This window comes from Dyadobacter sp. UC 10, from assembly GCF_008369915.1.
Lineage (GTDB): Bacteria > Bacteroidota > Bacteroidia > Cytophagales > Spirosomataceae > Dyadobacter.
Window position 1 is genome coordinate 3,238,330 of sequence record NZ_VSRN01000001.1, and the last position, 12,887, is coordinate 3,251,216.

Consider the following 12,887-nt stretch of genomic DNA (forward strand, 5'->3'; position numbering starts at 1 on the left):
ACCAAGCTGGGTTTTGCGAGATTGTATCGCTCGGAAAAATATCTCCAAAAAATACTAAAATACCGGCATTGGTGCATATTTATAGCACTATTTCGAGAAATGTAATTTGCGTATATTCCCTCTTTCTGATTGTGCATTGAAATTCGGCATAGTATTGGATGAATCTGTAATGAAACCATGTAGACCCGGACTTACCAGTCAACATGTAAACTAAATCATAAATAAACTTAACATTCAATGCAACAAGAACAGAAAAATAAGCAAAGCATAGCCTGGGCGATGGTAGTTGTCCTTGGGCTAGCAACAGCCATGTTTGGCTACTTGTTTACGACTCAAAAACAAGAGTTGACACAGCAGGAATCGATGGTAGTTGAAAAGGCAAGAGAGTTGGCTGTAACCAAAACTAAATTGGATTCGATTTCCACAGTTCTTGATTCGAAGATCGCCGAAGTAGAAAGATTGGGCGGAGATATCACTGAACTGACGAAAATGAAAGAGAAACTGGAAGCTGATAAAGTGGCTTTCAGCAGAAGCAGAAGAGTTGAGACGAACAAATACCTGGGTAAGATCAAGGAATATGAAAAATTCCTGACTGAGAAGGATGAAATGATCGCTCAACTGAAAGCTGAAAACGAGCACCTGGTAGCTTCCAACGATTCTTTAAGCACACATGTTGGTACATTGACCAGCGAACGTGAGAGACTGGTTCAGCGTCAGACTGAGCTTACTGACTCGGTTGTAACTTTCACTGCGGCTAACAGGGAGTTGAGTGACAAAGTCAGCAAAGCAGCTGCATTGAGAGCTCAGAACCTTAAAATCCTGACCGTTAATTCAAGAGGCAAGGTGAAAGACAAAGAAGAATATAAAGGCAAAAAAGTTGACAAGCTGAAACTTGTTTTCAACCTGCCGGAAAATGAGCTTACCGCTCAGGAATCAAAAGATATCTATGTAAGAGTTTTGGATCCACAGGGAGCTGTTATTGCTGATGATGCAACGGGATCAGGCGAGTTTGAAGTGGATGGAGCACCATCTAAGTTCACAACCCGCGAGTCGGTAGCATTTCAAAATAACAACCAAAAAGTTGAGATGCTGTACGATAACGCTTCTCAATTCCGCCCTGGAAAATATAATGTAGAGTTATATGCTGAGGGTTACAAAATTGGAGGTGGTAATTTTACCATCAAATAAGGTTACAACTTCACACCATGCATAGCTATGAAGGCGGCCGGTTTATATCGGCCGCTTTTTTCGTATTTAATTCCATAGAATCTATTTATTCTGCTCCTTGATCACACCGATGTATTGCTGTAACAATTCGCCGTTTTCTGGGGCAGGGTATGACATCTTCATATTTTTCAGCTCTTCCTGAATAATTTTCGCTACACATAGCCTCATATTTTTCTTATCGTCGGCCGGAACTACATACCAGGGCGCTTTTTCGGATGCAGTTGCGTTAATGCACTCTTCGTAAGCATTCATGTATTCATCCCATTTGGCCCGCACTTTTACATCCTGCTCGTCGAATTTCCAGTTTTTGGAGGGATCCTCAATGCGCTCGATTAACCGCTCAGCCTGTTCTTCTTTTGAGACGTTCAGAAAAAACTTGATAACCCTGATGCCATTGCGATAGAGATATTTTTCGAGATGACGGATATCAGAATACCGATGTTTCCAAACTTTGTCCAAATCCTCTGTAAGTTCAAGAGGTAATTTTTGAGATTCTTTCAAAATATCCGGCTCGACCTTCACAACCAACACTTCTTCGTAGTAGCTACGGTTGAAAATGGTGATTGTGCCTCTTTGTGGCAACACTTGATTGGTACGCCATAAAAAATCATGGCTTAGTTCGGTTTCGGTAGGTCTCTTGAAAGAATGGATCTTGATACCCACTGGATTGACGCCCGCAAGAACATGCTTGATCGTTCCGTCTTTTCCAGCCGCGTCCATCGCTTGGAATATAACAAGCAGACCGTAGCGATTGTGGGCATACATCAGCGTTTGAAGTTCGTCCAGTGCCTCAGCCTGTTCTCTTTGCTGCGCCTCATAATCTTCCTTATTGTCATAAATATCTTTAAAACGGGTCTTTGTTTTGCTGATGTCAAATTTCTTGGTGCCGTCTACACGGAAGTCTGCGGGATCGAAGTCTTGCATTTTGAGAGCGGTTTAAGGTTGAATGTCAACACGGTTTGTCTGTAAAAATTTCACAAGTTTCGTAAATGCGCGGGCCCTGTGACTAAGCTGCGATTTTTCTTCCAATGTCATTTCCGCAAATGTTTTTTCATAACCATCAGGAACGAACACAGGATCATAGCCAAAGCCATTTGTGCCCCTTTTAGCGGAAATAATGTTGCCCTGAACAATTCCTTCAAACTGATGAAATGTTCCATCTAAAACCAGGGTAATGACAGTAACAAAACGTGCGCTCCTGTCGGTAAAAGCAGAAAGCTTTTGAAGTAGTAATGCTATATTATCTTCAGAGTCGCGCTGCGGCCCGGCATACCTTGCCGACATGACGCCAGGCTCGCCATTTAATGCACTTACTTCCAGTCCGGTGTCATCCGCGAAACAGTCTATTCTGAAATTTTTATGCACGTAAGCAGCCTTTCCATATGAATTTTCGGAAATCGTATCATAGGGTTCGGGAATGTCAGTTTCGCAGCCGATATCAGCCAGCGTGACAAGCTCGAACTGATCGCCCAGGAGCGCTTGTATTTCGGTGAGCTTGTTTAGATTATTTGTAGCGAAGCAAAGTTTCATAAAATGCACAAGTGAATATCGGCGCATTTTACACAAAAAAACGGCCACTCTTGTGAAGCGGCCGTTCAAATTTTATATTGATTACCTTGATGGAGGGGCAACCGGAGGAGCTGCCGGAGTGGCTGGTCCTTTTGAAAAATCGATCAATTCCATTTCAAACTGCAATACGGAGTTCCCTGGGATCGGACCGTAAGCTTCCGGCCCGTAAGCAAGTCCCGAAGGAATTATCAGAAGGCCTTTTTCCCCTTTTTTCATCAGCATGATACCTTCTTCCCAACCAGGGATTACCATCCCCTGGCCAACCTGAAGATCCAGGGGTTTTCCCTGATTTTTAGAACTGTCAAACTCTTTCCCGTCAAGGAATTTTCCCGTATAATGAACTTTCACATTATCTCCCGACACCGGACTTGCTCCTGTACCCTCTGTTTGTGGCACATAGACCAGTCCTGATGCAGTTTTTCTGGCTTTGCCGGCCAGGTTATTTTTTGCCAGGAAGTTATCGATCACTTTCGCATCGATACCTTTTTGTTTACTGCCTGCTTCTGCCTGTTGCTTCTGGAATTCTTCCGAAGTCAAAACGCTCAATACTTTCACGGTGAAGCTGATCTCCGAGCCTTTTTTGATCATCGGAGGCATTGGCTGCATCATCTTGGCAAATAATGTATCTGCATTGATCATGAATTTCGCGCTGTCGCCAGTCGCCAGCATTGCAAGACCTTCTTCAAAACTACCTTTGAAAGGAGGCGCCTGCAAAACCATTTTCACTGGATTACCTTCCTTGTAAGTATCCCTAAGTGTTGAATCAGTACCATTTTTCAAAACAAGATGGAAAGACATGATATCTCCAAGCTTCGCTTTTCTGGCGTCGTCTTCATGGTCGAAGATCTGGTATTTAAGGCCGCTGTCCGTAACCTGCGTCCGGTATTTGTTGCAGGAAGCTGCCAGGATAGTTATGCCCATCGCATAACCGATTGTTTTAAGATTCATTTGATTGTGTTAATTATGAGATACTTGTGAATTTGATATATCAATTTAAGTTTAGTCAACGCTTAAAAGGGCCTGTTCGTATAATGGAAGTATGCTTAAAAAATACTCAACTGTTTCATTTACTGACTGTTCTGATCTTCCTCCGCTGGCATTTTTATGCCCACCTCCATTAAAATGTGCACTCGCCAGATCTCGCACCGAGAACGAGCCAACAGACCTGAAAGAAATTTTAATTTCTCCCTTTCTTTCAATAAACATAGCCGACATGACCACGTTCTCCACCTGAAGCCCGTAATTCACTATACCTTCCGTTTCGCCGGTACTTGAATTGAATTTCTGCAACTCTGCCTCCGTCAATACCATGTAAGCAGTGCGGTATTTTGGAATAACAACTAGTTTTTGAGAAAGTACGTACCCCAAAAATTGAAGCCTCGACAGGGGTGCATTGTCATAAATCAGCCTGTGTACCCTGCTTGAATCAAATCCCGTGTGCATCAGATCCGCTACCGCAAGGTGAACGTCGGCAGTTACATTCGCGTGCCGGAATGAACCTGTGTCGGTCATAATGCCGGCATATAGATATTCAGCCATCGGGATATCGAATATTTGCCGGGCGGGCGCGTCAGCTTCCAGTTCTTTTATAAGTGCGTAAATAAGCTGCGCCGTTGCAGCTGCGTTGGTATCCCAAACCATCCATTTCGCAAAATGCTCCGGTTCGAGGTGATGATCGATCATTAATTTGGGGGCAGGGGCGTCCTGAACTACTTTCCCAAGATCTTTCAGGCGGGATAGGGCCGAGAAATCCAGACAGCATATTAATGTGGCTTCCTGAATTTTTTGTTTGCATTTATACTGGTCTGCGGCTTTTTCATAAACCAGTACAGAGTTCGGACCAATCATCCATCGCAGGTTCGCGGTGTATTCGGTAGGGCTTATAACGGTTACATCATGGCCCTTTTTTACCAGATAGCTTGCCCACCCAAGCGATGATCCCAGTGCGTCGGCATCAGGGTCGCGGTGCATCGTGATGATGATTTTTTGGGGAAGTGATAAAAAAGAGCTTAGCTCTTTAACAGTTTGATTCACAGTTATTTGTTTCGAAAAGGGGAATTCCGCGACGCATATAAGCCCACAAAATTAACAAAACTGTTGGTATTTGCTTAATCCTGACTGCGAAAGGCTTGGTATACATTGCCTTTTAAGCATTTGAGAGCATAGTTGCCGAACTATCAGGGATATAAATTGAAAAATAGTAGTTTTGCAGGAAATTAATTTAGCTTTTGAGTATGTCAACGAATAAAACATTCACAATGATTAAGCCGGATGCCGTACAGGACGGTCACTCGGGATCTATTATCAAGATGATTGAGGCGGCGGGATTTCGTATTGTTGCCTTAAAAAAAACACAACTTACCCCTGAACGCGCAGGTCAGTTTTATGCTGTTCACAAAGACCGCCCGTTTTACGACGATCTTTGCAAGTATATGTCTTCTGGACCTATCGTTCCAATGATCCTTGAAAAGGAGAATGCGGTGGCCGACTTCCGCACCCTGATCGGGGCAACTAACCCGGCCAATGCAGATGAAGGAACGATCCGGAAATTGTTTGCAAAATCAATCGAAGCAAATGCAATTCATGGTTCTGATTCTGATGAAAATGGAGAGATCGAAGGCAATTTCTTTTTCGCCCATATCGAGCAGTTCTAATTAAGAAGACCATAAAAAAGCCCGGCAAATCTGTTTTGCCGGGCTTTTTTATGGTCTTCCTGAATCATTTGATCACTACTACCACACTGTCGATCACGTGGATCACGCCATTATCTGCATTTACATTCGGGATCACAACGTCTGATTTATTCACCGCGATAACACTGTCTGTTTTAGTGATGACCAGATTTGCCTTGTTCAGGGCAGGATGATCCCCGACTTTCAGATCAGCTGCTTTTGTCCTGTTTTTGATAATATGATTTTGAAGGAAATACTTCACGGAGTCATCCGGGATCACGGATGAACTGAAAATGTTCGCTTTGCCGAAAGCATTATTATCAGGGGCAAAAACGGTAAGATTATCCGTTCTCAGCGCATCAGTCATTTTTGCGCGTATCATAATGTCTTTAAGTATGCTGAACTGGCCGTTTTCAAGAATGACATCAGCTATAGTTTTAGGTTTTACCAAGTCATCGCTATTCTCTTTGCATGAGAATACAGTTGCCGAAACCAATGTTGCAATCAAAAAAAATGTCGCCCAACGCCCTACAAAACGGTTTTTTTTCATAGCTTTCCAAATCGTTATTTTTTGTAAAACTAATGGAAAATGTATTTTAACTGCATTTTGCCGGCAATTTTTTAATCCTAATCCCCAAACAAAAATGTTAAAAACAAGACAACTGCTTCTCATTTGCTGCGCCATTCTATTCGTCAATTCCGCGTTCCTGGCGACGCAGGAAAACGGTGATCCACAGGTGAAAAAACCTGTTAAGCTATTTAATGGAAAAGATTTGAGCGGCTGGAAAATCAATGGTACCGAAAAATGGTATGTCGAAAAAGGCGAGCTGGTTTGCGAAAGCGGACCCGACAAACAATATGGTTATCTGACCACCGACAAATTTTACAAAAACTTCGACCTTTCGCTGCAGTTCAAACAGGAGGCAAATGGAAATAGCGGCGTTTTCTTCCGTTCGACGGTCGACGGTACCAAAGTTTCCGGCTGGCAGGTAGAGGTAGCCCCACCAAATCACGACACCGGTGGCATTTACGAATCATATGGCCGCAACTGGCTCGTTCAGATCCCGGAAGAAAAGGAAGGTTTCCTGAAAATGGGCGAATGGAACACGTTGCGGATCCGAGCGGTAGGCGACAAAGTGCAGACCTGGCTGAATGGTAATGCAATGGTCGATCTGGATGATGCGAAGATCGGTGCAGGAAATGGTTCGATCGCATTGCAGATTCACGATGGCGGTGGTATAAAGGTGCGCTGGAAAAATATCATGCTGGAAGAGCTGTAAGCTTTTTCATTCCTGTGCCGGTGGGATTCATTCCGCCTAGCTGACAGTTCGTCGGAAATACCTAACAAACAGGCTTCATGGAAAATAGATTTGTGTCAATTATAACGCAATCTGTTAGCCATGAAGCTTTTTTATGTGTCATCAGCTCATCGGGACATAATAGTAAGCCAAACCTATACGAACAAAAGGGTTATGTATGAACGAGAAAAGAACAAAGACGCTGCGTATGACTGCCGCATCGCTTGACGGCAGGGATTTTAGCAACATGGATCTGGAAAATGCCGATTTTAGCTTTTCGAGCTTAAAGGACATCAATTTCGACGGGGCTAATCTTCGCAACGCTAAACTTCGTTTTTCAGCCCTTGACCGAACCACATTCCGAAATGCGGATCTGCGAAATGCGGATCTTAGTTTCAGTAGCCTTTGCGATGTTGATTTGAGCGGAGCAAAAGTAGAGGGCGCTAATTTTAGTTTCACTTCACAGGAAAAATCCTTTAACTGGCAGGATTTCAGTCTGATAGCTATTATTCAGAGCCAAAGCTGGATCGGCACCCTGGCAGCGGCTTTTCTGGGTGCAGTAGTCTTGTATGGCTTTAATGCAATAGCCTATTTTACAGCCGAGCTGTCCTTCACCGAAGAGCCCGTCCGTCTGGCTTTTTACAAATACCTGGTAGTCCTCAATATAGCTACCGGTGTGTTTACAATCCTTGTTACTCAGGGGCTCACAACCTGGCTCGATTTCATTATCAAGAGCCTGCTTGCCAAACACCTGATCCTTTCGATCACGGTGTTTTTGTTTGATACCCTGCTGGCACTGGGTATACACCATTTGTTTGCAACCCATATTGTAAGCGAGTATGTGATGCAATATCCGGACGAACCCTCGCAAAATGCGCCCTGGTACTGGTATGCCTGGGTACCGGTGGCGATTGCCAATGTTTTTTACTTCTTAAGAAGGAAAGGCCAGCAACTCTCCCGAAAGATCTCTGATCAGGAATATCAATTGTTGAATCTCGAAAAGCTTAAAACACGTGCCGAGCTGGACGCCTTGCAGGCGCGTATCAACCCTCACTTTCTTTATAATTCATTGAACAGCATTGCCAGCCTGGTACATGAAGATCCCGACAAGGCGGAGGAAATGACATTGCTGCTTTCCAAATTGTTCAGGTACACAACCGGCCGGAAAACGAACGATTATTTTGACACAATAGAAAACGAGCTGGAAATGGTGGAAACCTACCTGCAGGTAGAGAAAGTGCGTTTCGGGACAAGGCTGAGGTTTAGCGTTGAAGTAATGAAGGAAGAATTGAGGCAATTACAGGTTCCCAAATTTATTTTGCAACCTATTGTGGAGAATGCGATCAAGCACGGTATTTCGCATATGGCGGAGGAAGGAAATATTGTGGTTAGGATATATGAAGAAGAATCCTGGCTGCATCTTTGCGTACACGATAACGGTCCGGCATTCCCCGAAACAATGGGAGCCGGCTACGGGATCAGGAGTATTCAGGATAAATTGAAACTGCTTTATGGCGACAATGCCCGGCTTGAACTCCACAATGAGCCCAGCAAGACCGTCAATATTGCGATCCAAAAATCAGTAATGGGACAACACCAAAATTTTAGTCATGCAGTTTCCTCTTAAAACCATATTGATCGACGATGAGCCGCTGGCATTAAGCCGTTTGCGAAGATTGCTGGACAAGCATTCGGACGTTTTTAATATTGTTTCCGAAGCAAAAAATGGAGCGGAAGGTTTGATCGAGATCAACAGGCACAGCCCGGATGTTATTTTTCTGGATATTGAAATGCCGCTTCTGAATGGTTTTGAAATGCTTTCCAAACTCACCAAAATGCCGCTTGTTGTATTTTCAACGGCTTACGATCAATATGCGATCAGGGCTTTTGAAGAGAATTCAGTTGACTATCTTTTAAAACCTGTTGAAAATGACAGGCTGCTTAAAACGATCGACAAGATCCGGAATATTACCAAAGCGGGGACGAGCAGCACAGGAAATGTGAACCCGTACTCCGAGAACCTGCTGAGGTTACTGGAAGAAATGAAGCCTAAAAAGGAAATATTTTCACTTTCAGTCAAATCGGGCGATCGGATTTTGCTGATCCCGATGACAGAAATTACCCATTTTGAAGCGGAAGAAAAATATGTGTTCCTCAATACGCTGGACGGACAGAAATACCTTCTCAATTACACTCTGACTTCACTTGAAGAAAAGCTTCCCAAGCATTATCTGCGCATCAGCAGAGCAGGCATCGTCAACTCCCATCATATCAAAGAAATCCAGAAGCATTTCAATGGAAAGTATGTGATCGTACTACGTGACCGAAAGGCTTCACAGGTTACGAGCGGCAGCACTTACGGGGATGCGATACGTCATCTTCTTGATAATTAATACGCTTATCACCATTCGTTTATTAAGAATTATTGATTTTGTATAGGCAATACTTATTCCTAAATTGCGCCCTCGTTTACAATTTTGATAAATTTCAAGCGTGTAATCTTCTGTTTATCAGTCGGTTTATTGTAATTCAGGATACAATCAAAATAGATTTTTTTCCGGATTCCGGCACAAAATCTGCTTACTCAGCGTACAGGTTATTAGTTAAGTGATTCCTGAAAGACTGAGGATGTTGATTTTTTGCCTGAATTGATAAGATCCTTTGATATTGTTCAATTGTTTTGTTAAAAAAGGTTAAAGGGAGTCAGGAGTAATGAAGGAGCTCATTGATGCGGGCAATCTGCCAAAGCACATCGCCGTTATCATGGACGGTAACGGAAGGTGGGCTCAAAACCAGGGCGCAGCCCGGGTTTTTGGCCATCGCAATGCAATTAAGGCAGTTAGGGAGGTGACGGAAGGCTGCGCTGAACTCGGGGTATCATGTTTGACACTCTATGCATTTTCGACCGAGAACTGGGCCAGACCGGAGTTCGAGGTCAGGGCTCTGATGGAACTATTGGTGCAATCTATCCGGAATGAACTTCCTACAATGCTTAAGAATAAGGTGAAGCTGGACACCATTGGCGATACAGAAAGCCTGCCAAGGAGTTGTCAGCGGCAACTTGCCGAAGCTATCGAAGCCACGCGGGAAAATACCGGTCTTAACCTGATCCTTGCTTTGGGATATAGCGGTAAATGGGACATTACCCAGGCAGCGAGAAAAATTGCAGAAGATGTTCAGAAAGGAACTTTAATTCCCGGTGAAATCAGCGAAGAGTTGCTTTCATCCAGGCTCGCGACCGGTAACAGACCGGAAGTGGATTTGATGTTGCGTACCGGCGGCGATCACCGGATCAGTAATTTTCTTCTCTGGCAACTGGCTTATTCCGAATTGTATTTTTATGAAAATCTTTTTTGGCCTGATTTCCGTCGGGAGCATTTATATGAGGCGATCCTTTCTTATCAGAACAGGGAACGAAGATTTGGGAAAACAGGCGAACAAATAAAAGCGAATAGTGCTAAGTAGAACAATATGAACCTTCTTACCAATTTGAATAAATCATTAGCACATCTGAAATGTCTTACTGCATTGCTGCTGATCTGCTCCTGCGTATCTGTGAATGCGCAGCGGGTAGGTATCGGTGCAACTAGCCGGCCTGCCGCAGCCGCAGCCGCCAGTGTGATGGACCCCGCCAATCCGAAAGAATACACGATCGCTGAGGTAACGGTCTCGGGTACCCAGTTTCTGGACCCCAATTCCATGATATCTATTTCAGGTTTAAAGCCAGGGGACAAAATCCGTCTTCCAGGACCTGCTATTCCCTCGTCAATCAAAAGAATGATGGACTTCGGTACTTTGGATGACGTTGAGATTTTGTACACAAAGATTGAAGCTGAAAAAATATGGCTGAACATCCATATTAAAGAAAGGCCACGTCTCTATAAGGTGTCGTTTTCAGGAATCCGCAAAGGGGAAAAAGAGACATTGAATGATAAGGTTAAGTTGATCAAAGGCCGGGTAATTACGCCGACAGTGATCAAGAATACTCAGCTCGTTATCAAAAAATATTATATGGATAAGGGTTTTTACTACACCAAAGTAAAGGTGTTGCAAATCCCTGACTCTACCCGCGGACAGGCAACTCTTAATTTTACTATTACGAAAGGTAAAAAAGTTAAGATCCAGAAAATAAACATCGAAGGAAATACCGATATCAGTGACAAAACATTGAAGCGGAAAATGAAGGGTACAAAACAGAAAAGAATTGGCAGGCTCTTCAACCCATCTAAATACATTCCAAAAAAATACGAGGAAGACAAGGAAAAGCTTATCGCTTTCTATCGCAAAAATGGTTACCGCGACGCTACCATCGAATTCGATACAATCAAGAACGGGGAAGAAACCATTAGTATTGATCTCAAAATCGAGGAAGGTACCAAGTATTTCTATCGCGATATCACCTGGTCGGGCAATTATCTGTATACGTCCAAATACCTGGGTGAGCGCCTGGGTATCAAAAAGGGCGATGTATATAACCCGGAGGAGCTCGATAAAAAGATCAACGGTATTCCGGGAGGTGACGTGAGTTCGATTTACATGGACGACGGTTATCTGTATTTTCGTATTGAACCTACTGAGAAAGCTGTGGAGGGCGATTCGATAGATGTTGAGCTTCGGATGTTTGAAGGAAAGCAGGCTACGATCAACCGGATCTTGCTGAACGGTAATACTAAAACAAGTGACAGGGTTGTTTTGCGAGAGCTTTTTACATTGCCAGGGCAAAAATTCAGCAAAACTGAAATTATCAATACGCAGCGGCAACTCTCTCAAATGGGATATTTTGACCCTGAAAAAATTCAGATCAACCCGATTCCAAATCAGTCAGACGGCACGGTTGATATTGAATATACAGTAGAAGAAAAACCATCTGATCAAATCGAATTATCAGGAGGCTGGGGAGGTTATATTGGTTTTGTAGGAACTTTGGGACTTGTCTTTAATAATTTCTCCCTTAAAAACATACCGAACCGTGAAACCTGGCGGCCACTTCCTTCCGGCGACGGACAGAAATTGTCACTCCGCTTCCAGGCGAATGGAAAACAATATCAAACCTATTCGATGTCTTTCAGCGAACCGTGGCTTGGAGGTAAAAAACCTATCAACTTTGGGGTATCTCTCCAGCGCACAGTTTATCGCCTTACCGACCCGAGCGCAATGTTCGGTATCGGCGGCCTGAACGGCGGGGGCGGGCGGCTTAGCTATCGTGGAGGATACTATAACAATGGGATAACGGTCTCATTGGGCCGTCGTTTAAAAGAGCCTGATCGTAACCTGGTTATGACACACTCATTGTCGTACCAGCGATATCGCCTGGATGATCTTGACATCTTTGGCATAGGATACACCAACGGTAATTCCAACAACATTTCCTTTAATACGACGATCTCGAGAAATACCCTGAGTGATTTCCAATTCCCGAGAAACGGAAGTAATATTTCATTGAGTGCCACAGTTACTCCTCCGTATTCAGCTTTCCGGAAAAAGGAGTTTGCTGACAAAACCGATACTTACCGCTGGGTTGAATACCATAAATGGATGTTCGATGCGAGCTATTACGCGACCATCACAGGTAAGCTGGTATTGAGCACCCGGGCACACATGGGTTTCCTTGGGAACTATGACAAGACTGACACTTACAGTCCGTTTGGTAGGTTTATTGTCGGTGGATCAGGGCTAGCCGGACAAGGGACTTTTTCGCTCGCTGATCAGGATATTATCGGTTTGCGCGGTTATGAGGATCAAAAAGTGGGTCCTATTACGCAACAGGGCCGGCCAGCATCTGGCGGCGGGGTTGTGTATAACAAATATGTACTCGAGCTTCGTTATCCTGTTTCGCTTAATCCGCAAGCGACCATTTTCATCCTTGGTTTTGCTGAGGGGGGAAATAACTGGCGCAGCTATAAGGAATTTAACCCGTTCGATTTGAAAAGATCGGCTGGTGTAGGAGCGAGGATCTTTATGCCGGCATTTGGTCTTCTCGGTATCGACTGGGGTTATGGGTTTGATAAAATTCAGGGACAATCGAAGCCAAGCGGGGCTCAGTTCCATTTTACGATCGGGCAACAAATCAGATAATATTCTCCTGACAGTTTCGTTAAGAAGTTTGCAAATTATTAGCAGC

Annotated in this window: 12 protein-coding genes; 7 read left to right on the forward strand and 5 right to left on the reverse strand. The window is 43.9% G+C overall.

The window, feature by feature from the left end; translation table 11 throughout:
* Window positions 1-237 precede the first annotated feature (237 nt).
* Entirely contained in the window at window positions 238-1,188 is a 951-nt protein-coding gene (locus FXO21_RS13420) for a synaptonemal complex protein 1 (protein ID WP_149640546.1), read from the forward strand.
* 81 nt (window positions 1,189-1,269) lie between these two features.
* Here the strand turns inward: FXO21_RS13420 and FXO21_RS13425 are convergent, their stop codons facing one another.
* From FXO21_RS13425 to FXO21_RS13440, 4 genes are all read right to left on the reverse strand, one after another.
* Window positions 1,270-2,151 (reverse strand): polyphosphate kinase 2 family protein, encoded by an 882-nt coding sequence (locus tag FXO21_RS13425; RefSeq protein WP_149640547.1) that lies wholly within the window; start codon window positions 2,149-2,151, stop codon window positions 1,270-1,272.
* Window positions 2,152-2,163: 12 nt separating this feature from the next.
* The gene (locus FXO21_RS13430) at window positions 2,164-2,757 is read right to left on the reverse strand and encodes a non-canonical purine NTP diphosphatase (protein WP_149640548.1); all 594 of its coding nucleotides are present in this window, start codon (window positions 2,755-2,757) and stop codon (window positions 2,164-2,166) included.
* Window positions 2,758-2,838: 81 nt separating this feature from the next.
* The gene (locus FXO21_RS13435) at window positions 2,839-3,744 is read right to left on the reverse strand and encodes an FKBP-type peptidyl-prolyl cis-trans isomerase (protein WP_149640549.1); all 906 of its coding nucleotides are present in this window, start codon (window positions 3,742-3,744) and stop codon (window positions 2,839-2,841) included.
* Between the two features lie 51 nt (window positions 3,745-3,795).
* Entirely contained in the window at window positions 3,796-4,830 is a 1,035-nt protein-coding gene (locus tag FXO21_RS13440) for a DHH family phosphoesterase (RefSeq protein ID WP_149640550.1), read from the reverse strand.
* A gap of 200 nt (window positions 4,831-5,030) precedes the next feature.
* On the opposite strand from FXO21_RS13440, the gene FXO21_RS13445 reads away from it, so the two are divergent.
* The gene (locus tag FXO21_RS13445; RefSeq protein ID WP_149640551.1) at window positions 5,031-5,450 is read left to right on the forward strand and encodes a nucleoside-diphosphate kinase; all 420 of its coding nucleotides are present in this window, start codon (window positions 5,031-5,033) and stop codon (window positions 5,448-5,450) included.
* A gap of 64 nt (window positions 5,451-5,514) precedes the next feature.
* Here the strand turns inward: FXO21_RS13445 and FXO21_RS13450 are convergent, their stop codons facing one another.
* A complete protein-coding gene (locus tag FXO21_RS13450) occupies window positions 5,515-6,018 on the reverse strand; it encodes a fasciclin domain-containing protein (protein WP_149640552.1) in 504 nt (167 codons plus the stop codon).
* Between the two features lie 94 nt (window positions 6,019-6,112).
* Here FXO21_RS13450 and FXO21_RS13455 point away from each other — a divergent pair, with 94 nt between their 5' ends.
* The 5 genes from FXO21_RS13455 to bamA all read left to right on the forward strand — a co-directional run bounded on the left by FXO21_RS13455 (window position 6,113) and on the right by bamA (window position 12,841).
* The gene (locus tag FXO21_RS13455) at window positions 6,113-6,748 is read left to right on the forward strand and encodes a 3-keto-disaccharide hydrolase (RefSeq protein WP_149640553.1); all 636 of its coding nucleotides are present in this window, start codon (window positions 6,113-6,115) and stop codon (window positions 6,746-6,748) included.
* A gap of 196 nt (window positions 6,749-6,944) precedes the next feature.
* Window positions 6,945-8,393, forward strand: a complete 1,449-nt coding sequence (locus FXO21_RS13460; protein ID WP_149640554.1) for a histidine kinase — start codon at window positions 6,945-6,947, stop codon at window positions 8,391-8,393.
* On the forward strand, window positions 8,377-9,159 hold the full coding sequence (locus FXO21_RS13465) for a LytR/AlgR family response regulator transcription factor (protein WP_149640555.1): 783 nt from the start codon (window positions 8,377-8,379) through the stop codon (window positions 9,157-9,159). The genes FXO21_RS13460 and FXO21_RS13465 overlap by 17 nt, the downstream gene beginning before the upstream one ends.
* A gap of 319 nt (window positions 9,160-9,478) precedes the next feature.
* On the forward strand, window positions 9,479-10,231 hold the full coding sequence (locus tag FXO21_RS13470) for an isoprenyl transferase (protein WP_149640556.1): 753 nt from the start codon (window positions 9,479-9,481) through the stop codon (window positions 10,229-10,231).
* 6 nt (window positions 10,232-10,237) lie between these two features.
* Entirely contained in the window at window positions 10,238-12,841 is a 2,604-nt protein-coding gene (bamA, locus tag FXO21_RS13475) for an outer membrane protein assembly factor BamA (protein ID WP_149640557.1), read from the forward strand.
* Window positions 12,842-12,887 lie beyond the last annotated feature (46 nt).